Annotated in this window: 19 protein-coding genes; 10 read left to right on the top strand and 9 right to left on the bottom strand. The window is 53.2% G+C overall.

Annotated elements, in window-relative coordinates; genetic code table 11:
- Positions 1-76 precede the first annotated feature (76 nt).
- The 5 genes from HBOR_RS14530 to HBOR_RS14510 are packed head-to-tail and all read left to right on the top strand — an operon-like array spanning position 77 to position 6663.
- On the top strand, positions 77-2038 hold the full coding sequence (locus HBOR_RS14530) for an ABC transporter substrate-binding protein (protein WP_006056084.1): 1962 nt from the start codon (positions 77-79) through the stop codon (positions 2036-2038).
- A 35-nt stretch (positions 2039-2073) separates the two neighbouring features.
- Positions 2074-3054: an ABC transporter permease gene (locus tag HBOR_RS14525; RefSeq protein WP_006056085.1), complete on the top strand. Its 981-nt coding sequence runs from the start codon at positions 2074-2076 to the stop codon at positions 3052-3054.
- A 2-nt stretch (positions 3055-3056) separates the two neighbouring features.
- Positions 3057-4220, top strand: coding sequence for an ABC transporter permease (locus HBOR_RS14520; RefSeq protein WP_006056086.1), 1164 nt, complete (start codon positions 3057-3059; stop codon positions 4218-4220).
- Positions 4217-5326 (top strand): ABC transporter ATP-binding protein, encoded by a 1110-nt coding sequence (locus HBOR_RS14515; protein WP_013446558.1) that lies wholly within the window; start codon positions 4217-4219, stop codon positions 5324-5326. The genes HBOR_RS14520 and HBOR_RS14515 overlap by 4 nt, the downstream gene beginning before the upstream one ends.
- The gene (locus tag HBOR_RS14510; protein WP_006056088.1) at positions 5323-6663 is read left to right on the top strand and encodes an ABC transporter ATP-binding protein; all 1341 of its coding nucleotides are present in this window, start codon (positions 5323-5325) and stop codon (positions 6661-6663) included. Before HBOR_RS14515 ends, HBOR_RS14510 begins: the two co-directional genes overlap by 4 nt.
- Positions 6664-8663: 2000 nt before the next feature.
- Here the strand turns inward: HBOR_RS14510 and HBOR_RS14505 are convergent.
- From HBOR_RS14505 to fabG, 3 genes are read right to left on the bottom strand one after another with little or no spacing between them, the layout of a single operon-like run.
- The gene (locus HBOR_RS14505; RefSeq protein WP_006056089.1) at positions 8664-9110 is read right to left on the bottom strand and encodes a hypothetical protein; all 447 of its coding nucleotides are present in this window, start codon (positions 9108-9110) and stop codon (positions 8664-8666) included.
- 4 nt (positions 9111-9114) lie between these two features.
- Entirely contained in the window at positions 9115-10659 is a 1545-nt protein-coding gene (locus tag HBOR_RS14500; RefSeq protein ID WP_006056090.1) for an acyl-CoA carboxylase subunit beta, read from the bottom strand.
- A 10-nt stretch (positions 10660-10669) separates the two neighbouring features.
- On the bottom strand, positions 10670-11413 hold the full coding sequence (gene fabG, locus HBOR_RS14495; RefSeq protein ID WP_006056091.1) for a 3-oxoacyl-[acyl-carrier-protein] reductase: 744 nt from the start codon (positions 11411-11413) through the stop codon (positions 10670-10672).
- A gap of 442 nt (positions 11414-11855) precedes the next feature.
- Here fabG and HBOR_RS14490 point away from each other — a divergent pair, with 442 nt between their 5' ends.
- The 4 genes from HBOR_RS14490 to HBOR_RS14475 all read left to right on the top strand — a co-directional run bounded on the left by HBOR_RS14490 (position 11856) and on the right by HBOR_RS14475 (position 15262).
- Entirely contained in the window at positions 11856-13013 is a 1158-nt protein-coding gene (locus HBOR_RS14490; RefSeq protein ID WP_006056092.1) for a thiolase family protein, read from the top strand.
- Complete coding sequence (locus HBOR_RS14485) at positions 13010-13468, top strand: Zn-ribbon domain-containing OB-fold protein (protein WP_006056093.1); 459 nt, start codon at positions 13010-13012, stop codon at positions 13466-13468. Before HBOR_RS14490 ends, HBOR_RS14485 begins: the two co-directional genes overlap by 4 nt.
- 722 nt (positions 13469-14190) lie before the next feature.
- Positions 14191-14616, top strand: a complete 426-nt coding sequence (locus HBOR_RS20345) for a MaoC family dehydratase (protein ID WP_241432401.1) — start codon at positions 14191-14193, stop codon at positions 14614-14616.
- A 142-nt stretch (positions 14617-14758) separates the two neighbouring features.
- Positions 14759-15262, top strand: coding sequence for an HTH domain-containing protein (locus HBOR_RS14475; RefSeq protein ID WP_241432402.1), 504 nt, complete (start codon positions 14759-14761; stop codon positions 15260-15262).
- Between the two features lie 90 nt (positions 15263-15352).
- On the opposite strand, the gene phaC is transcribed toward HBOR_RS14475, so the two are convergent.
- Genes phaC through HBOR_RS14455 form a run of 4 tightly spaced genes read right to left on the bottom strand, consistent with a single transcriptional unit; the run spans position 15353 to position 18051 of the window.
- A complete protein-coding gene (phaC, locus tag HBOR_RS14470) occupies positions 15353-16693 on the bottom strand; it encodes a class III poly(R)-hydroxyalkanoic acid synthase subunit PhaC (protein WP_006056097.1) in 1341 nt (446 codons plus the stop codon).
- Complete coding sequence (locus HBOR_RS14465) at positions 16690-17244, bottom strand: poly(R)-hydroxyalkanoic acid synthase subunit PhaE (protein WP_006056098.1); 555 nt, start codon at positions 17242-17244, stop codon at positions 16690-16692. The genes phaC and HBOR_RS14465 overlap by 4 nt, the downstream gene beginning before the upstream one ends.
- A gap of 25 nt (positions 17245-17269) precedes the next feature.
- On the bottom strand, positions 17270-17737 hold the full coding sequence (locus HBOR_RS14460) for a hypothetical protein (RefSeq protein ID WP_006056099.1): 468 nt from the start codon (positions 17735-17737) through the stop codon (positions 17270-17272).
- A gap of 5 nt (positions 17738-17742) precedes the next feature.
- Positions 17743-18051 (bottom strand): AbrB/MazE/SpoVT family DNA-binding domain-containing protein, encoded by a 309-nt coding sequence (locus tag HBOR_RS14455; protein ID WP_006056100.1) that lies wholly within the window; start codon positions 18049-18051, stop codon positions 17743-17745.
- A gap of 507 nt (positions 18052-18558) precedes the next feature.
- Here HBOR_RS14455 and HBOR_RS14450 point away from each other — a divergent pair.
- Positions 18559-19077, top strand: coding sequence for a gamma carbonic anhydrase family protein (locus HBOR_RS14450; protein WP_006056101.1), 519 nt, complete (start codon positions 18559-18561; stop codon positions 19075-19077).
- 1407 nt (positions 19078-20484) lie between these two features.
- Here the strand turns inward: HBOR_RS14450 and HBOR_RS14445 are convergent.
- Positions 20485-21741, bottom strand: coding sequence for an LLM class flavin-dependent oxidoreductase (locus tag HBOR_RS14445; RefSeq protein WP_006056102.1), 1257 nt, complete (start codon positions 21739-21741; stop codon positions 20485-20487).
- Between the two features lie 415 nt (positions 21742-22156).
- A complete protein-coding gene (locus HBOR_RS20070) occupies positions 22157-22324 on the bottom strand; it encodes a hypothetical protein (protein WP_006056103.1) in 168 nt (55 codons plus the stop codon).
- Between the last annotated feature and the right edge of the window lie 18 nt (positions 22325-22342).

Below are 22342 nucleotides of genomic sequence, written 5' to 3'. Positions count from 1 at the left end.
ATCGATAGTCATCATAGGTTATTTATACATCCATTCTGAATTACATTTCATGCCATCCGGCAACTGTTTACAATCGATGCGCGACAACACGAACCAAGGCGGTGGCGCCTCATTCGGCCGGCGTCGCCTCATAAAATATTTAGCCGCAACTGGCGTGGCCACGAGTCTCGCCGGCTGTAGCGGCGGTGACTCCTCCGGCACGGCTACGACCGGGGATTCCACGGCGACTAGTGGCTCGACCGCAGGGGATACGACCGAACAGCCTTCCTCCGACGAAATTCCCGCCGGTGGAACGTTTAAGAAGGCAGTGACCGCAACCACGAACGGTTTGAACGTCTTCCGCGTCGGCGACGGTGAGACGACTGCCCGCATCGAACTCGTCATGGATCAGGGATTCATTCGTCTCGGTCCGGAGTACGATAACATTCTCCCTCTCTGGTTCGAAGATGTGACCGTTGAACAGCCAGTCAACCAAATCGAAATCAAACTCCGGGAAAATCTACAGTTTGGCGAGGAGTACGGCGAACTGACCGCCGATGACTACCTGTGGTGCATCGACAACATCTGGAAGGCTGACTGGGCGAGTTTCGCTTACGCGAACGACTTCTACGTCGGCAAAGAAGATAAACCGATCCAGTTCGAGAAGGTGGACAAGTACACGATTCGGGAGACGATTCCAAGTTCGCGTCCGTTTTTCCCATATAACGAACCGCTCAGCTACCAGTTCCCGATTCCGAAGGAACTTGCGAAACCTTACGTGGAGGAGCAGGACGCTGAGGGACTCGAAAAGGACGATTCGATCATGCGGGCGACGTTCAACGGGAACCTCGGTCCATGGGACCTCAAGAACTGGAAGCAACAGTCCGTCATGGAGTTCGAGCGGGCAGAGGACTATTACCTTCGCAAGTGGGCGAAAGAAGATGACCGCGTTCCCGATGTCTTCGCTGAAGCTCCGTTCTTCGACGAATACCACCTGCAGTATTTCGATAAACAACAAACGGCCCGGCAAGCCCTCCAAGCCGACGAAATCGACACTGCGTACATTCCATCGACAAAAATCAGTTCGTACAAACAGAAGGAAGGTCTCAAACTCTACAAGAATCCGTACCGCTCTTGGTCCGGATACCTCGGGATCAACCAGCGTGCGAACGGGTGGTCTCAACTTCGAAACAAGAAGGTTCGCCACGCGATGGCCCACATTTATAACAACGATTTCATCGTCAACAATATCCTCAAAGGCCGTGCCGAGGTGCAGAACACGCTTCATCCCGCGTGGGGACCGTACTCTCCGGACGACGTTGTGACGTTTGATGGGTCACTGGAGAAAGCCAAGCAACTCCTCAAAGAAGGCACGTCGAGCGACTACGGATACAGCGGCGACAAGTTCGTCGGTCCGGATGGAGAGCAAGTCGAACTCACCCTCGTCTACCAGTCCGACGAACTGGACGACCTCCGGGCGGCCTATCTCAAAAAGCGCCTAGGGAAAGTCGGAATCAAGCTTACACAGCAGACCACGTCGTGGCCGAGTCTCATGAAGAACTACTTCAACTGTACGAACCCCGCAGAGGGTGTCTCTGACGCCGAAAACCTCGGATACGGTGAGAACGGAAAGGACCATCCCTCGATATACAACCACGGTCCGTGGGACAAAGCGGTCTCCTCGAAATCGTGGGACTTCATGCTGACGCTCGGATTCAGCTATGGTCCGCTGACTCCGGCGGGCACAATCGCGTCGCTGTTCAGCGAGGAAGGCAACTTTAACGCCTACGGGTACACGCCCGGTAAGGATCTGGCGGCGATGCGCGACGAAGCGCAGACGGCAGAGTCGCGTGAAGCCGCGGTCGGTACTATTCAGGAGATGCTCGCGTATCTCTCTGAGGAACGTCCCGTCATCTTCGAGTACAACCCGTACAACTACTACGCGTACCGCAACAACGTGGAAGGCATGGGTCAGAGTCCGCCCGACAGTCACTTCGACTATCAGACTGACCGCTGGACGGCAAAGATGTACTTCTCTGACGGAACCAGCGGCCGTTAGCAACCGCCATCCAACCAATTTGCCTACAATAAACCATGAAATGGTACATAGCTAAACGTCTCGCGTTTACCCTGTTTGCGACGTGGATTGCGCTGACCGTTACGTTCGGATTAATCACTGCCTCTCCGAATCAGGCACAGATGAAGTCGATGATGAGTTGTGCCGCTACGGGTGACAACCCCGAAGAGTGCAAAGAGCGCTTCCGAGAACAGCATAACTTGGATCAATCCGCCACGGAGCGCTACAAGAACTACATGATCAACATGGCCACGCTCAACTGGGGGTGGTCTGACTCTCGGTCACAGTACGTGATCCCAGCGCTACTTGACGCGTGGAAGTACACGGCACAGTATGCGATTCCCGTCCTCGTAATTTCCACTGTCATCGGCTACGCATTGGGGCTGTATTCGGCGTACAAGCCATACACTCTCTCGGACTATGCGGGGTCGTTCGTCGCCTTCTTCGGCATCAGCATCCCCAACTTCTGGTTCGCTATTATCCTGATAATGCTCTTGGGAGTCCGGTTTGAGTCGCTCCCGGTGTACTACCAGAGTGGAATTCCCCAACAGCAGGGGTGGTTCTCCATCGCAAACATCAAACAGTTACTACTCCCGATCACCGTGTTGCTCACTGCCTCGTTCGCGTTCCAGACGCGGTACTCGCGTGCGCAGGCGCTCGAACAGATGAATCAGGAGTTCGTGAAAGTTGCGAAAGCTAAGGGCGCGAGTCACTATCGGTTGATGGTCTGGCACGTCCTCCGGATGGCGGCGGTCCCGCTATCGACGAGTTTCGTCGGACGCATGCTGGGGATCTTCTTCGCCGGTTCGGTCGTCATTGAGCAGATCTTCTCGATACCCGGCCTCGGCTTCATGACGTACACGGCTATCGTCGAACAGGATACGACACTGGTACTGGCGACGACGCTCATCACGGTGTTCCTCGCCATCATCGGAAACTTGCTTGAGGACATCGCGTACGTCCTGCTGGACCCGCGAATCGATTACGGTGGTAGATAACAATGGCAACTGAAAACAACGACATCTCGTTCGAAGATATCGACTGGGACGCACAGAGTACCTCTACGTTTTCCCTCTCGAAGCAGGGAATCGCGGAGGCTGGGTGTTATCTCCTGATAGTCGCACTGTTCGCCTACGACTACGCCGTCATCGAGAACGCGCATCCTCTCATCTGGAACTGGGACGTGCTTAGCGTAGAGTGGCTGTTCGCCGCGACGTTCGTCGCCCTCTTGTTCCACATTGTGCTCCCGCTCTACAAGAACGAGCGGATGCGGCAGTTCTACTGGCGGCGCTTCAAGAAGAACAGAATCGCCGTCATCGCACTTGTCTACCTCGCAGTCGTCTTCGTAATTGGTATTTTGGGTCCCTTAGTTGTTGACCCCCCGCAAGTCCGGTTCACGAATCGGATCCTTCCACCGGTTGGCGTCACCGCAGTCGTTGACGGGGTTGCGAAAACCGGGACGTGGCAGTATCCGTTGGGAACGTCCGCTGAGGGACGGGGTATTCTCGCACTCGTCGTTTACGGGATGCGTGTCAGCATGGAGGTCGGTCTCGTCTCGACCATCATCGCTGTGTTTATCGGATCGCTCGTCGGGTCTGTCGCAGCACTCGCGACGGCCACGGATATCGGGTGGATGGACGAAGTTCTGATGCGGTACACCGATATCCAGTCGGTTTTTCCGGTGTTTATCCTCCTGTTATTGCTGGTCTATCTGTTCGGAGCAGAACTCTGGATGATTATCGCCCTCTACGGATTCTTCGGTTGGGAAGGAATCGCCCGCACCGTTCGTGGCGAAGCGCTCCAGCGGTCGAGCGAAGCATACATCAAGGCCGCACGCGCTTCGGGAGCGAATATGCTCTACATCGTTCGAACCCATCTTATTCCGAACTCTGCGAACAGTGTCATTATCAGCGCATCTGTCCTCATTCCGGGGTTCATTCTCGGAGAGGCAACGCTCGCGTTCCTCGGATTCAGCGATCCGAGTACGTTCTCGTGGGGGCGAACTATCTCTGCGGGACAGGCAAATATCGAACAGGCCTGGTGGATTTCGACGATTCCGGGACTGTTCCTTTTCTTCACCGTCCTGTCGTTCTACTACGTCGGTGAAGCGATGCGGGATGCGATGGACCCGCGTCAAGAGATCGAAGGCGGTGGTGGGCTATGACGGACCCGCTACTCTCCGTCGAGGATCTGAAGACGCACTTCCACACTGATGACGGAACTGTATACGCCGTTGACAGCGTGAGCTTCGACGTCAACCCCGGTGAAACTGTGGCGATTGTTGGCGAGAGTGGCAGCGGGAAAACCGTCACGAGCGAGTCCATCACAAAGATCTTGGATATGCCGCCCGGCGAAATCGTCGAGGGGACGATCACGTTCGACGGGATGGACCTCACCGAGATGTCTGAAAAGCAACTCCAGGATATCCGCGGTAATCGAATCAGTCACATCTTCCAGAACCCCCAGAACGGACTGAACCCGGTGTACAAGGTTGGCAGACAGATCGGGGAGACGTTGCGAATTCACCGCGACGACCTTCCGAAAGCCGAAATTCGGGACCGTGTGATCGACCTCCTCGACCGGACGGGAATCCCCGAAGCGAGTAGCCGCGTCGACGACTACCCGCACGAGTTCTCCGGCGGGATGAAACAGCGAGTCCTCATTGCGATGGCACTCGCGTGCGACTCGGATCTGCTCATCGCGGACGAACCGACAACCGCACTCGACGTGACGATTCAAGCGCAGATTCTTCAACTCCTCGAAGACGTTCAAGCGGAGTATAATATGAGCATTCTCTTCGTCACTCACGACCTCGGCGTCGTCTCGGAGATTGCCGACCGAGTCGTCGTCATGTACGCGGGCAAGGTCATGGAAAAAGGAAGCGTCGAGGAGGTCATCCACAATCCCGCACATCCGTATACGAAGGCGTTGATCGAGTGTTTACCCGGTCGCGGTTCCTCGATGAAGCGTATCGACGGGGCGCTTCCCTCTGTCACAGAGCCACCGGAGGGTTGTCGGTTCAACAGTCGCTGTGAGCACGCCGTTTCGGATTGTTCGATGGGTGACCAGCCGCAGATGCACGCCATCGATGGATCGCAGACTCACCGTGCCTCCTGCGTCTATTATGGTCCGGGGTACGATGCTGCGGACCTCGAACCCCCAACCGAAAACAGTTCCACTTCGCAATCTGAACGCCGGTCCAATTCACAGTCCGAGCGCCGTTCTGAAACGCAACGCGATACCCGTGCCGACGGAGGTCACGACGCATGAGTTTCCAGTCTTCAGATAGCAGTCAACGTGAGAAGGCAGAAGAGACACTCGTCGAAGTGAGCGGTCTCAAGAAACACTACCCGATAAAAGAGGGTATCCTCAAGCGTGAAGTCGGTCGCGTGAAAGCGGTTGACGGTATCTCATTCGAGATCGAGCGCGGTGAAACTGTTGGTCTCGTCGGTGAGTCCGGATGTGGGAAGTCAACTGCCGCAGAGGCGATTCTCCGACTCGAGGAACCGACTGACGGGACGATCACGTTCGACGACGAAGACATCACAGAATACGATGACACGGAGTTGAAGTCGTTCCGGCGGGAGGCCCAGATGATCTTCCAGAATCCGGATTCGAGCTTCGACCCTCGAATGTCGATCGGTGAGTCTATCACCGAACCCCTCCGAATTCACGGGGTTGGTCCACGCGAACACCGACTTGCTATCGCCAGCGACCTGCTTGAGCGCGTCGGGCTGAATGCGAGTGACGTTGATCGCTATCCGCACGAACTGTCTGGTGGACAGAAACAGCGGGTTGCGCTCGCACGCGCGCTCGTTGTCAACCCCCGGCTTATCGTGGCCGACGAACCGGTCTCTGCGTTGGACGTGAGTGTGCAGGCAGAGGTTCTGACCCTCCTGAAAGACATTCAAACGGAGTTCGATCTCTCGATTCTGTTCATCAGCCACGATATGAGTGTCGTCCGTGAAATCTGCGACACAGTCGCCGTGATGTACCTCGGACAGATCGTCGAAATCGCGGACACCGAGACGTTGTTCGAGGACCCGCAACATCCGTACACGCGAGCGCTCCTTCGAGCGATTCCGACAATCGACGCGGGAACGAGAGGGATCGACGCGGCGCTGAGCGGCGACGTTCCGAATCCGTCGGACCCCCCGACCGGGTGTAACTTCTACACTCGATGTCCCGAGGTCGTTCAACCGGAGGGATACGATTTCGAGCAGGAGAACTGGCGAGCAGTGATGGACCTTCGGGTCGCTCTTGAGCGGCACGGCATCGATGTTGAAGGGCTCCGCGAATTCGTCGGCCTCGACGCGGGAGACTCGATCACCCCGCAGGATGTCGAGAAGATGAAAGCCGAACTTCGCAGGGAACACGATATTCCACCATCGCTTACCGATTCCGCTGCAGAATCCGTGTTGGAAGAGGCGCTTGACGAGATTGTTCGTGGAAACGGTGCTAGCGCGGAAGCACTGCTAGCGCGAGAGTTTGAGACTGTCTGTGGGCAATCCGAACCGTCGCTCGCCGAATCGGCCGCCGGCCATCCGACGTCGTGCCACCTTCATAGCCGTGAGGTGACGCAGACGCCGCCACTCACGGATGACTAGGTGACGTAAGACCTCGGACGTTTTCTTTTCAAACGGAGTACGTCAGCCTGTTGGAGTACCCATGTCTCTGATTAACGTGAGACAATGAGTCTGATAATCTTGAGATCGAATTCCTCTCCCGTGAACTCTATAACAGTAGCGTACAGCAATAGTCTTGTAAGGGTATCGTCCGTTGCTATCGGAGCGTAGGCAGACGTAATTTACCGCTTATCAAAATAAATTGGATCGTTTTGTGTCGTCGTTTCCTGTGTTCGATTGTTGGAATGCGTAATTGGTGATGCTTGACTAATCTACTCTCAGAGTTTCGTGGGACATATAGAGTATCATTCAATAATAATTCATCACTTATCGATCTATCATTAGGTTTTACTGGCAGTACTGATTGTATTTTTGAAAAGGAGCTGTGCCACTCCGAGCGAATCAACCGATTAGCGGATACTGCTGATAGATCGCTGTGCTATCTCTGTGTCCCATCCTCCGTATCCAAGCTAACACGAAATCCTCAGGTAGGATGTGTTGAAGAACTAACGCTGTTTATTGATCTCAGAAGATCCGAATAGAGACTCAGATATTACATACTATCTGTAGATACTGTAATTATATCCTATATGTGGGTGATTATTCACTAAATTGTTCCTAATTCTTGATATTACCGATTAGTTTAATATAGATCTGATGTTATACCGTCTCGATTTCCGACTAACCGAGTTCAGTTTGAGTCTTTCTGACACTTCCGTCACAGTATCCGCGTCTTTCTCGACATCGGCTGTTCTTGACTTTCGGCACGGCATTACAATTTTATTACTGTCATAGTGGGATATTCCAACCCTCTTTCAGAATTCTAATCTCCTTGGAATCTCTGCCGGAGAGGTCTCCGATCTGAAAAATGACGGGTACTAATTGGATTACTCACCTCGATAGCCGTTTTAATATTCATCATTCTATCTATCTCTGGCACTCCGGATTTCACCACCAGCTGGTTGTTTTTGTAACATCTGCACTGAGTATCGGCTACCTGTCCAGTATTGAACGCCTACTTGGAGAGATAGTGGTCTGATTCTCGTGTCGTCCTTCGGAAAACCACGTTTTCGTTACTCAAAGAGCGGCCGTCTCTCCCGAGTAACTACTTCGGTGGGCTACCGTGTGATACGGTGCTTTGACTGTTCTTTTCGTAATTATACAGCTTATACACTATCGGTGGAACTGTTTCGATTGTTCCACTGTGGTTGATCAATCGATTGACTCTCTTCTCCCCGCTGAGAACGTCCGTACGAAGTGCGGCGGCCCCAATGATTATCTTCTTCGCCCGCATATCCCATCCCTCAAAAATAGCAGATGTGAAAGTATTTTGTTACTTGAGCTTGATATGTAACCCCCACTGTTGAAATACGATGACGGTAGTTGGCCTAACTACGTTGCGTCACGTTTCCCTTACCGGGGGTTTAGCAGCAACTCGGTCGCTACTGCGATGGCCGCCGGAGCAACGCCAGCGAAGTCTTGACTGCGGAAGAAATTCGGTTAAACCTATCACATAATCCACATTCGGTTACAGTATACTGCTACTAACCGTGAACATCTAGCTGACTAGACGAAGGCATCGAATCAGAGACGGTCATTCTTTACAGACATACCCCTGTAATATAACGAAAATCACTCAGTAATATAATCTATGAATTTTCCTTTGCGGGGGTTGTTTCCATTCTGAATGAGAAATCGACGGATGAGTAGCAATGCGGTGGCACCGATGGGCGAGCTGGAGTGAGCAGCCACACTCACTGGCATGGTGGGTAGTTTCGTATTCTTCCACGAGCCGCTGAATATCGTGTGTGATGGAGTGCAGAGATATCTCTGGGCGACTACCGGGGGGCCTGTCGGAGTTACCTCGATAGATGCGGACGACTTCGGCGTTTCGTTCCTTCCAGGCTCACCTGACGCAACTGGTAGTCGTACGCTGATTCGCAGTGGGGTTTCGTCTCGATGATCGAAACGCTCGCTATGCGTTATCGGGGGAAGTAATGCGCCTGAGCGGCCAGTTTCCATCCGGACTGTGTCGTAAGATGCGGTGGCGTCCTCGCCGGTCGTCCGGTAGCGGTCCGATACCGACCTGACATTTGCCACGGATCAGATTCTGATTTCGATTGGTTCTCTTCGGCTGCCGCCTGTTCGGCTGAGAGGTGGGCAGACACTGCTGCTGTAATCGCAGCAACCTCTGCTTCAGTCGCGGCGTCTGGGACGGTCAGGTCTCCTGCATTTTTTCCGATCGAAACCTGTCTCGCATCCTGCTTTGGCGGCTGCGTCTCCTCGGGTTCCTCCGCTTTCGTGGCCTCTCGTTCGAGGAGGACGGCACCAGCTTTCTCATCGGGTCGCGGTTTCTCGTCTGACTCTGCATCGTCTTTCTCGTCCGGCCGTTGCAGTACTGCGGCGGTGTGGTTCTGTTGTACAGTCATTGTATTAGAGTGGGACGTTTCCGTGGGTTTTCGGCGGGTTCTCTGCACGCTTCGTCTCTCGTAGTTGCAGGTCTTTGATGAGCCGCGGACGGGTTTCGCGGGGATCGATCACGTCGTCGATGTGTCCTTTCTCCGACGCCCGATACGGGTGCGCGAACTCCTCGCGGAACTCGTCGATCAGCTCTTGTCGCTTTGCTTCGGGATTGTCTGCCTTGGCGATCTCCCGACGATGAAGGACGTTGACCGCACCACGGGGACCCATGACTGCTAACTCGGCGGTTGGCCACGCGTAGTTGACGTCCGCACCGAGTCCTTTCGATGCCATCACGATGTACGCGCCACCGTAGGCTTTCCGCGTCACGACAGTAAGTAGCGGTACTGTCGCCTCTCCGTATGCGTAAATGAGCTTTGCACCGTGCTTGATGATTCCTCCGTGTTCTTGGTCTGTACCTGGCATAAATCCAGGCACGTCCACGAACGTGAGGATTGGTATGTTGAACGCGTCACAGAAGCGCACGAAACGCGCTCCCTTTTCGCTGGCGGCGATGTCGAGCGTTCCGGCGTTGACGCGCGGTTGGTTGGCGACGACGCCGATTGACCGTCCGTCGAGACGGGCGAAGCCGACGACCAAGTTCTTCGCGTAGTTTTCGTGGGTCTCGTAGAAGGACCCAACGTCTACGATGTGTTGGATCACCTCCGTCATGTCGTAGGGCTTTTTCGGCTCTTCCGGGATGATATCGATTAGTTCATCGTCGCGCCGGTTCGGGTCGTCCCACGGTTCGACGCGCGGCGGGTCCTCCATGTTGTTCGCCGGGAGGTACGAGAGCAACTCTCGAATGGAATCGAGAGCGGCCTCATCATCGCGGAACGCTTTGTGTGCCACACCGCTTTTGCTCGTGTGGGCGTTCGCACCGCCGAGTTCGTCCATCGTTACCTGCTCACCGGTGACGGTTTCGATGACGTCTGGTCCCGTGATCATCATGTGCGATGTGTCCTGTACCATGAAGGTGAAATCGGTTAGTGCCGGGGAGTACACAGCACCACCCGCACAGGGACCCATAATACACGATATCTGCGGGACGACACCGCTTGCTTTCGTGTTGCGTCGGAACAGGTTAGCGAATCCGTCGAGGGAATCGACTCCCTCCTGGATTCGGGCACCGCCGGAGTCGTTCAGACCGACGACCGGAACACCAGCTTCGATAGCTGTATCAACGATTTTGTTTATTTTCTCGGCCACGACCGAACTCACCGAGCCACCGAAGACCGTGAAATCGTGCGCGAACACCACAATCGGTCGGCCGTTTACTGTCCCGTGCCCAGTGACAACGGCGTCACCGGGAACGGTTCGGTCCTCCATCCCGAAGTTACGACACTGGTGTTCCGCAAATGCGTCCACCTCGACGAAACTCCCCTCGTCGAGCAGGTACGAGATACGCTCGCGGGCGGTTAGCTTACCCTTGTCGTGTTGCTTTTCGATCCGCTCTTCCCCACCGCCGCGGTGGGATTCTTCGCGCCGTTCTTTCAGTTCATTGAGTTTGTCCTGCATCGATGTAGATTCAGAGGTCGATCGCACCGTTCACGTCGATTACCTCTCCGGTCATGTAGGACGACTCCTCGCTGGCCAGAAATCGGACGACGTTCGCGATTTCTTCTGGCTCCGCGAACCGATTCAGGGGAATCTTTGACCGGAGTTTGTCTTGAATATCTTCGGGGACGTCATCGACCATGTCGGTTCGGGTGTATCCGGGGGCGACACAGTTTGCAGTGGACCCGGACGATGCCAGCTCCAGTGCGATAGAACGCGTAAAGCCGAGCATGCCACTTTTACTCGCCGCGTAGTTGGACTGCCCGTAGTTCCCCTGTTTGCCGATGACGCTCGAGATATTGATTAGTCTCCCCTCGTTGGCCTTCTTAATATCCTCGTAGAACGTTTTCGTACAGTTGAATACGCCGCCGAGGTTGACATCTATGACTTGTTTCCAGTCCGCTTCGGTCATGTTCGTGAACGTCTTGTCGACTGTGATACCGGCGTTGTTGACGAGAACGTCTATCGAACCGAACTCGCCGTGTACGGTATCGCGCATCGCCTTAACTTGTGATATGTCTGAAACGTCTGCTTGCACTGGGACCGCAGTTCCCCCGTTTTCTTCGATGGACTCAGCGACATCGTATGCGGCCGACTCTGATGACCGATAGTTGACGATGACGTTTGCGCCGGATTGTCCGAGTTCCTTCGTGATCGCACGCCCGATGCCTCTGGATGCGCCGGTGATAACGCAGGTTCGTTTATTGGTGTTCATGGATTTCGATTATTGTCCCTGTTTTGATGTTTGCGAGTAGGACAGAGACGGCCCTATCCGGACGGTACAGACACTTTTGTCCCATCCATTGTGTTTCTACTTACGAGTAGTTAATAAGCATTATGCCAGATGTGATGGTATATCCTCCCGTGGCTATGGATGTCTCCCTATTCCTAGTATGTGTTTACAGCCGTGGTTGGTTGTGGACTTCATTCTCACGTTGAGTAGCTTGTACATGACTTTCCGACCTCTGTTGAATGTACAACCTCATGTTGTGACATAATAAACATATCTAATATCCAATATTTAATATCTCTCAATCATATTCTCTTGGATGAGGGGCTGTCCACAGATCACGGGCGGCCTGTTCGAAGTATCGATTGATCGAATCGAAATTGAGCTAGCCCAAACGTTCATGATGGACCCAATAGCATGCAGGAGTATGGAACGCGTAGCTGTTATTAGCGCGTCGATGACGCAGTTTGGCAATCGTGAAGGACAGTTTATCCTCGACCTATTGGCGGAAGCCGGTGAGGCCTGTCTCGACGATGTCGGGGTGAGCCCCGATTCTGTCGATCACCTCTACGTCTCGAACATGGCCAGCGGGGAGTTCGAGGGACAGACTGGCATCCCCAACGCACTCGCACACGACCTTTCGATGCTCCCAGCGTACACCACGCGAATCGATCAAACCTCGTCGTCGGGTGGTGCAGGAGTTTATGCCGCGTGGCAATCTATCGCCTCGGGTGCCTCAGAGATGACGCTTCTCGTCGGCGGCGAGAAGATGACACATCGATCAACTGCAGACACAACAGATATTATTGCCTCGATTACTCATCCGGTTGAGTACAAACACGGCATTACACTCCCTACCTTCGCTGGTCTCACGGCTCGGCGTTACCTCCACGAGTACGACGCTCCACGTGAGAGTTTAGCGAGGGTTGCGGTGAAAAACCACGCAAACGGTGTCGATAACCCCCACGCTCAGTTCCGCAAGGAAATAACGCTCGAAGACGCTCTTGAAGCACCCGTCATCGCTGACCCGCTCCGCTTGTACGACTTCTGTCCGATTTCGGACGGGAGTGCAGCGCTACTGTTCTGTCCGGAGTCGGTCGCCCGCGAGTACACAGACGAGTACTCGGTCGTCACCGGTGTTGGCGGCGCGACGGACACACACGTCGTCCACGAGCGTTCGGACCCGACAACGATGCGCGGCGTTGTCGAATCAGGTAACATCGCTTACGAGATGGCCGGCCGGAACCCCGGCGATATCGACGTGGCGGAACTGCACGATATGTTCTCCATCCTCGAGTTCCTTCAGTCCGAAGATCTCGGCTTCTTCGAGAAGGGCGAGGGATGGAAGGCGGTCGAGGACGGTATCACCCACCGTGACGGTGACCTACCAATCAATACCTCAGGTGGACTGAAATCCAAGGGACATCCCCTCGGCGCATCGGGAGTCGCACAGGCGTACGAAATCCACAAACAGGTTACGAACGATGCGGGACCACGACAGGTGGATGCCGATGTCGGCTTGACGTGTAACGTGGGTGGATTTGGGAACTGCGTTATTACGACCATTATGGAGGGACAAGCATGAGCCACGAACTGAACGACGATTCGAGCACGAGCGATAATCACGACGCACAGCCTCCGATGAAGGCGTTCCGATACCCCGACGGGAGCATCACGTATCCGGAACATCCGATTGGACCGAACGGAGGTGCTTCGGTTGAGATGATTGATCTCAGTGAGTACACTGCGACGGTCCTCACGTGGACTGTCAGTACTGCGACTCCGTCGGGAGTCCGCCGTCCGAACCCGGTCGCTATCGTTGAATTTGATATCGACGGTGAATCTGTTCGAGCGATTGGGCAGTTGGCGACCGCTGGCGATTTCGATGATGGATCAGGGACCGACGAGGAGATGTCAGTTGATGTGGCCATCGGCGACGAAGTCCGGCCTGTATACGTGGGTTCGCTCCGTGACTCAGCAAGCGGTATTCGGGTCGCAGAGAGTCAAGAGTGGGATGGATACCGATTCGAACTGATTTAATGTCGGATTGCGGAATCACTGATCGAAGCATGGACTAATCAAACTAGAGGCAACTCGTGGATCGACGTCTCGTGGAAGGTGTCCTGTGGGTGTCATAGTTCGACTGCTCCGATCCACGTTTCATCACCGCACGTCTGGCACTCGTACGTCTGGAAGTACTCCATGCACTGGTTGTGCATCTGACACCCACATATCGTACAATCACGCACGTGCTTCTCTGTTAATCGTTCGCCGCAAACGGTGCATTTATTACCCATCATCATGTGTGTTATTCTCTAGCGCACAACCCACAAAAATCTTACTTCACGTTTCGACTATATCGAAATGGACAGTCTACCGGTGAAGAGAGAGATTAACTCGTGCTGACGGGATACCTATTAGAATTGTTGACAGTTGTTATGGCTTACCATCCAGTAAAAAGACACGCCAGACACACTAAACGGTCATATGGGTTTTTGTTTTGGGAGACCTGACGGTTACCTATGTCTGGTGACGAACACAGCCAAACCACCCCTGCATATCAGCCACAGTCGCTAAGCAGCGCGTGGCTTCGAGCCTCAGAACACGTTCAGCGAAGTTCTGGGTACCTTTTCAACGGACTTATCGAGGCGAACCACGCTTTTATCGCATCGTTGGGCGGTCAGACGTCTCACGTAGACGATGAGGGCGTTGAATTGGATAGTATACTCGAGACACGACATCAATGGTCGTTTGAGCGCTCTGTGAACCGGTATGAGGAACTGGGTGTTGGTGAGCGCGTCTCGTTCACGAAGCAACTCTCCAGTGAGGATGTCAGTGCGTTCGCCACGATCAGCGGTGATACGAATCCGTTACATCTCGACGACGAATTCGCCAAGCGCACACGGTTTGGGACCCCGATTGTCCACGGGACCCTCATCTCGGGCTTGATAAGTGCCGCTTTGGCACGATTTCCCGGCGTAACGATATATCTCTCGCAGGATCTCGAATTCCTCTCCGCTGCGGAACCCGGCGGGACGTTGACTGCGACCTGTGAAATCACAGAAGCATTCGGAGAGAGTAGATATCGACTCGATACGGTCGTTCATAACGAATCCGGCGAGAAGCTTGCTGATGGTGAAGCTATTGTTCTTATCGATGAACCGCCGGAGTACACTGAAACGTTCTAGGTGGCGGCGCGTTCTGTTTCTCCGGCATATCTTTTTCTGTGTACCACTTCTCATATGATACTGTGAAAATGTATCACAAGGTGTTCGATAGTACCGGTGAATTAGAAAAAGTACTATTAGACTTGATTGAGAGTGTATGAGTATGAGAGGGACAGTGGACCAGTCACAGCGTCGTGTCGAAGTTCGTATCCGCGAACAGATGCCACGTGGTGCGTACGATAGACCAGAATCGATTATCGAGCGCCTAGACCAACTTGAGTCTGACGGCAAAATCAACGAGTACACAGTCGATGTGTGGGGTCGGTCGATCAACACCTCCCCCTCTTGTTCAGTTACCACTGCGATGGGGAATCTGGATACCGTTCGCGAGTTCCAGTCTTGGGCAGCGGAGAATGGGATGACGTTAGAACCGGCGTTCCAGGAGAACGAACTATCGCCGCTGGAGATGAACGAGACGTACGAAGTACTCGTCTTGCCGGTCGTCTGTCTCGCTGTCTACGAGGATGACTCTCTCAAGGGAGTGTTCCCGTGCGCTCGTGACGACGTGTTCACAGTCGATGACTGTATTGAGGCATTGAGAGAGGGCAGTGACTGGTTCGACCGCTTCGAGGGCTTTCGCATGCCCTCTGAGCAACTGTCGGAGTAAGCCAATAGGCATTCAAACGCAGACACTCGATACGTCGGTGTGTCCGGTCCGGTCTGAAACGTAAAAATGATCGATGGGAGAGAAGAACGATTAGTCGTTCTTGTTGAGACGTTCGTTGGCCTCGTCGATCCACTGCTGGAACTGGCTTTCAGAGACGTCTATTTGTTCGGCTATCGACACCTCTGCTGAGGCGAGATCTTCGAAGGTTTCGATACCTGATTCGCGCAACCGCGTAGCATATGCCGGACCGATTCCGGTGATGTCCTCCAGCTCGGCCGACTCCTCGACCGCTGCACTCTCGGTCGCTGGCTCGTCGGTTGCTTCCGCTGAGGTACTCTCCGTCTCTTCGTGTTGTGACCGCTGTACGTACCAGTCGCAAACTTGCGGCCACAGTTCTGCGTGGGACTTGCTCGAGACGGAGAGCCCGATGTGGCCGGTGGGGAACTCGATGACCATGGTGTCATCGCTGGCAATCGCATCGTTGAACGGGATACTCGACTCAGGGGGAATCAGATGGTCGTGTTCGCCGATAATCTGTATCACCGGCATGTCGATGTTCGCCAGATCAACGTGCTGTTCGCCGAGCATGAGTTCGCCGTTCACCAGTTTGTTGTCCTGATAGATGTCCTGTAGGAACTGGTTGTACGTCTCGCCGGCGACGTCGATCCCATCGGAAAGCCATTTTTCCATTCGGGCGAAGTTCTCCACGAAGCTGTCGTTGTCGAGATTCTCGAACAGACGGATGTACTTCGTGAGGTAGTTATCGACTGGGTCCATGAGTGCGAACCCAACGTCGAGAAACTCCGATGGAACGTTTCCGGATACGTCGGTTACCGCTTCCGGATTGTAGTACTCTTCGTCGCCCCAAAACTCCAAGGTGCCACCAGTGTCGTTGAAGCAGAGTCCGGACGCCATCAGCCCGAGATTGCGTACCTTCTCGGGATGGAGCGCGGTGTACATGGCACTCATTGTTCCTCCCATACAGTAACCGAGGACGTTGATGGAGTCTTGGTCGGACCGGTCACGAACGACATCGACACAGTTCTCGATGTACCGGTTGACGTAGTCGTCAAGGGTGAGACTGGCATCGAGCCGAGAGGGCTCTCCCCAGTCGATGAGGTAGACATCGAGACCCTGGTCGAGAAGTGTCCGTACGACGCTCCGGTTCGGTTGCAAGTCGAGGATGTACGGCCGATTAATCAGCGCGTAGACAATGAGTATCGGAACGTCAAGTTGCTCGTCGGTCCGCGGTTCGTAATGCAGTAAGTCGAGTTTGTTCTCCGAGTAGACAACCTCGCTTGGTGTCTGTCCGACCTCAACCGATTGCATTCGCTCCAGCTGGTCGGGCGCTCCGGTCATCTGTTCGATGGCCTCGGCAGCGTCCTCCCACGTTTGCGCTTGGAACTCTAACGGAGCACTGTACGGATTCATTCCTCTTCGAGTGCGTTGAGGACTTCGTCTAGCTTCTGCTCTACCTTGTGCTGTCGTCGCTCGAATTCGAGGAGTCGTTCTCCGATTTCGTCGATGTCCGACTCGGTCGGAACGCCGAGGTTTCGTAACGTCTCCCGTTGTATTTCACCGAAGTCTCCTCTGAGGCCGAATGATTCTTCGACCGTTTGGCCCGTCATGGTAGCGAACCCCTGTGTGGACGCAATCTCTTTGAACGCGTCGTTGGCGGCTTCGAGCCAGATATCTCTGAAGTTGGAAATATCGACGTCCTTTCCTTCGTACGCACTACTCATTCGTGAGAGAGAGGCCTCAGCCGCGTCCATCCAGACTTCGTACGCGCCGACGTAGCCTTCGATACTATCTTGCATCGCCTCCTCCGACAGCATCGTTTCGTCAACCGCGTCCTGCCATGCCTCCACGAACGCCGACTGGGCTTCGATGTTCCGTTCGAATCCCTCCATGTATGCTTCTCTCAGTTGTTCGAATCCCCAGTCGCCGCCTGGTGGACTCTCTCCACCGGAGTTGGAGTTCATAGTTCAATATGTTTCTTTAATGTAATTAGTCCTCCGGATGCATTTCCGGATTCGTTATCTCTATCGTTTGCTCTTCGACTGCCTCGTACGATTCCAGAAATGCGTCGAACGAGTCGTGTACGAAGTTGAGTTGCGTGTCTGCGAACTCGTCGTACGCTTCGACGTTCATATCGACGATCTGTTCGTAGTAGTCCCACATGTCGTCCAACGATTCGTTGAACATGTCGAACCCATCGTCGATTGCTTGGTGCATATCCTCGAACGACATCTCGGCCTCCGGACTCGCCGCTTCGATAGCTTCAGCATACGTGTGAAGTGCTTGCTTCGAGAGGTCCGAAGCTCTGTGTTGTACCGACCGCTGGGCGTCCATGCCATCCGGGACTGACTGCATCATCGACTGTTGAAGTTTGACGTTCTGTTCAACGATTTCTCGGGCTTGTTTGACTGACTGATGCTGCAGGTCGAACGTGGTCTCTATGGGGTTACTGCTCATGATGATTACTCCGTGTCTCGGTTGATTGGGATAACGATCGTTTGGACGATGTCGCCCTCTTCGATATCGAGCGTCTCGCGTTCGGCGTCGGGAATGCTGATGCGCCCTCCGCTCTGAACGCGCGTCTTGAACGTCGCCATGTCGCGCCAGCCGATTTGGCCGAGGCCGCTCACGTCTGATCCTGTCATCGACGACAGGAACTGCCGGTACATCCGGTTCTGTGCCTCCATTGTTCGTTCACCGGCCTCTTGCATCTGCTCGAGGAACGCTGGCGGCCACATCTGCATCTGCTTGTTCTCTTCTTGCTCGGTCATTTCCCACTCTGACAAACTGGCCTGATCGACTTATAATTTACTCTCAGTACCATTTGCTACCATCAGATGGTTTTCTATGGTCTTCAGTGGTAAGAAAAGGCGAGAGTGAAGGACGATCTGTCAATTCGAGTTTGCCGTGGCAGTAGGCTCTTACTGCGGATTACCTCGGGTTTGTCGCAGGAGAGTACGGCCGGTCGTTGTGTGGTGCTGATGTGCTCCACTCGTGCATCGATTACTGTCAGCGAGGTACTAAAACAAACCGGATATCACGGTGTTTCCTTGCATGGTGTGGCGTTCGTTCGTTATCGTCTTGTCCTCTCAGTAACTACTACTGACTGTCACACACGCAAAGAAACTACTCCAGTTCGCACACTTATCTCGGTACGCGCACTTCGTACACGAGCTTTCAGTCTGCCGTGTATGAATGTAGAACCAGTACCGTTGTCGCGTGTCTTAATTCGTGATACACGAACAATACTTAATGCGGTATCTCACGTACCAATCACTATGAACGATCCGAGGATCTACGAGTTCGAAGGTGACACGCCGACCATCGACGCGGATGCTCATGTGAGCCAGATGTCCACGCTTGTCGGTGATGTTCGGGTTGCTGCGAACGCAAGTGTCTGGCCTGGGGTTGTTCTCCGGGGTGATATCGGCTCGGTCCGAATTGGGGCGGAATCACACGTTGCTGATAACGCTGTCCTTCACGCCTCAACTATCGGCAATCGGGTGATGGTTGGTCACGGCTCGGTGCTTAATGAGGCCGTCGTCGAAGACAGCACGCTCATCGGATTCAATGCCACGATAAATACGGATGTGACGGTCGGTGAGCGGAGTATCGTTGCCGCTGGCTGTGTTGTTCCCGAGGGGCGCGATATTCCGCCGGAGTCGTTCGTTCGGGGTGTTCCCGCGGAAGTTACTCCACTGTCTGAGGCCGGTATCGATATCGAGGAACTTCTCAGCAAGTACTCTGCAACGGAATACACGGAACTTGCTGAGCGCCACGCTGAGCTATTCGAGTAGTCTCTTTTTCTGTTCTCCGCACTCACCGCGCTGAAAACAGTCTCTCGATGGGATAGTTTCGGAGTCGGTAACCGGACTACGCACCGCTTTGATGCGTGGATAGTGCGGATTTACCTTTGAGAATAGCGGATTGGCCACTTGCTAGGGTACTGTTTTTATTCTATTTCGGTTGAGTGATGTCTTTCTTTGACAAACAGCGTAATTATACAGCTAATAATGACAGTCATATTATGAAATAGCAAGGTGCTAAATGTGTATCACTTCTTATGTGTCTTCCTCGTTATGAGTGGCGTACGATTAGTGAGATCTGAGCGCTCTTACGGCCGAATCCAATCATATATTCTCAGATTAAATCCCGATACCGGTATTACTATCCTGTTCTTGAATGGTGATGGAGCAACTGTTTGTCTGAGACTGATCTGCTGGTCTCCCGTCCTCATTATGTCTCGGTGGGTTCGTCACGATTATGAGAATGTACTCATTCCAGCATTACAATATTATTATTGTCACAGTGGAATTTTATAGTTCAGGTTTAATATTCCATCTCTGTTGGAATTATTTTTCAAAAGCTCTGCTGAATCATCATACAATATCTACCCTACGGTCTCACGGCTCGCTTGGGATTGTCGATCCCGTAGAATTTCTGCTAGTCAACCCTTCTATCGGCGCAGTAGTACTTTCCAGACCGCTGTCGAGAGATGGTCAAACTGCTCACTGCATATAACGCGGGGAAATCGGGTTTAGGAGGATTAGTGTCCTGGCTACTGCGAGAATCTTCAGGAAAAGCGTATGAAATGCCGGATAGTACGAAGAACGAGTTTTGACCTTGACCTCTGCTACGAAATCTACTTGGGGGTATCCTGTGTGGCTGCTATCTCTTCCTAATTCGATAGACGAATTCGTCAAACGCTATCATAGTCCCGAGGAAACAACCAAGGACGAGAGCATTAGGGGTTCAAAACATCCTTTTCCCACCGTATGCTAAGAGTTCCTCAGTCACGAATACCGCTCGAAGGTTCAGGGTTACTTGCTTAAGCATCGTGGATAACAAAAATGGTTCTCACACCTATCTGTCCTTGCTTACGACTCAGGCCGATGCCATAAATATCGAAGAACTCTGAAAAAATGTCGCGCTTCCGAGGTAGTCTTTATCGTTGATGGCGTACCGTTGTTACAGGCGGCCTGTTATTGTCTTAGACTCCAATGCCGGACTGAGTCGTTCGCAATACACGCTCATCTCTGACCCCGCCGACAGTGGCTCCAATTGCTCGCAATCTGTTTCAACCAACTAACCTGGACCATGCAACTGCTCTCGATCTTTCACCTTTAGACAGTCAATCAATTCTAAGCTCTCGTATATGTATTATTCCGTCTGTTACTCTACCGGGGATCTGCACTCTCAACCGTTCACTTATACTGGTCGTCTCTGAAGTAGGGCATCACATCGTCTGCGAACGCCCGTATCTGCTCTCGTCGCTCTTCGTGTGTAAGGCCGACAGAGTGTGGATTACAGATGATTAGCGCATCATCAAGCGCACACTCTTCGATCACCTCTGCAAGCCCATTGATTAGTTCAGCGGCATCCCCATAGAGGGGAGCTGTCCGTTCTTGAATCTGCTCATCGACATTTATTGGCTCTGAGAGGTCGTTTCTTCTTTGTTGTTCATCGCGCTTGAACGAGCGCTTCCATCGCTCAATCGCCCCGTCGTCGGCGACTTCGGTGTTGAACATGGAGATAATGATACCAACACCTCGGTTTCGCTGAGCATCCCATCCGTAGTTAAACGCCTCCCCAGTATAATCTGTCTGACGATCAGGCCACTCAGCGTCCTTGGCAGCGGTGTAGTATGCGTCGACGACTTCGTTAGTTTGGGAGATACTTAACAAATGGGTACAAACGTTGATCCCTCGACGTGCTGCCCACGTTGACGACGAGGATGACAGTGCCGGTCGCCATAACTGTGGGTGGGGTTCCTGCTCCGGTTGTGGAATAACTGGCAGTCCCTCAAGCGTTATCGTGTCTTTCTTTTTAGAGATGTAGTCGTGAAGATCGTACTCACAGACACTGTCTGAAAAGTACGCGATGTCATGGCTAATTTCCCGTTCGGTATAGCTCGGAGGTACCTGATGAAACTCTCCGTGGTATGAGACTAGATCTTCGGTCCATGCCTTGACCAGAATTTCAAATTTTTCTTCAAATGATTTCTCGTTTTTTGGTTCGTGGGCCGACGATCCACCCCAATACTGACCGAGTGTCGCTGTGGCAATATCGCGAGATCCGCCACCGACACCAACATCGACCCGGCCGTCACTCAGAATATCTAGCATCGAGAGCATTTCGGCGAGACGAACTGGCTCGTGCCACGGGAGGATGTTCGCCATCTGAAGCAGCCGGATCTCCTGAGTCTCTCGTGCAATTGCGGTTTGTGTCAGGATCGGGTTCGGGGAGTTGTTCGTCACAAGCTCCGAGTGGTGTTCCGCATGAACGATATACTCGAACCCCATCGATTCGGCTTCCACCGCAGTAGCGACTGATTGACTGAGAGCCTCCTTGTGACATTCAGATAGCTCAGCGACTGATGCATCTGGAATAAGGTACCCGTCATTGCCTTCTTTCAGTGGAAAATGGGGGAACCCTTCGAAGGAAAGGCCAAATACTACCATCGTACCGTGGTTCAGGCCACGTCCTTATTATATTAATCATGTCTGGTGTTTACACTGTTCAAGTATTCTCGGAGAGAAGTAACCTCCACTGTAAGAGACGCGGGTAATTCTTATACTGTAGGAGGAATCATCACCTTGAATTGTTCTCTTCCGTGGCAACGGAGGAATTCTGAGCGGTAGGAGTTTCAGGTTCGCAGTCCAATTGGTGGATTACCACAATTTTCGGGCACAGGTATCATCATCGGAGTCAGATCTGGTATGATAATTCCTACATTTTAATGGGGCAGCCTGTAGATTAAATATTAGTATAAAAGATCGGTTCAAGACGATCAGACGCGGTTTGCCACTCGGCCGGCTTTAGCCTCCGCCTGCAGGCGGAGGTTCTTGCCGTTCGACTCTATGAAATGGGTGCCGTTTAACAGCTTGCGACGAAGCAGCTATCCACCCAGTCGTCCATCTTTTTTTCAACCTCGTCGGTTTCTATCGACTCGTGAGTTTCAGTGAGGTCGAGAGTACCGACATCATTCGTCAGGTTGCCTTCGTCTTTGTACTGGACGTTCAGTGCGGTAGTGTCACTTGACATGACGATTTGACCATGGGC

This window comes from Halogeometricum borinquense DSM 11551, assembly GCF_000172995.2.
In the GTDB taxonomy this organism is placed as follows: Archaea; Halobacteriota; Halobacteria; order Halobacteriales; family Haloferacaceae; genus Halogeometricum; species Halogeometricum borinquense.
Note: the sequence above shows the minus strand (reverse complement) of the source record. Positions and strands in the feature narration are given on the sequence as shown.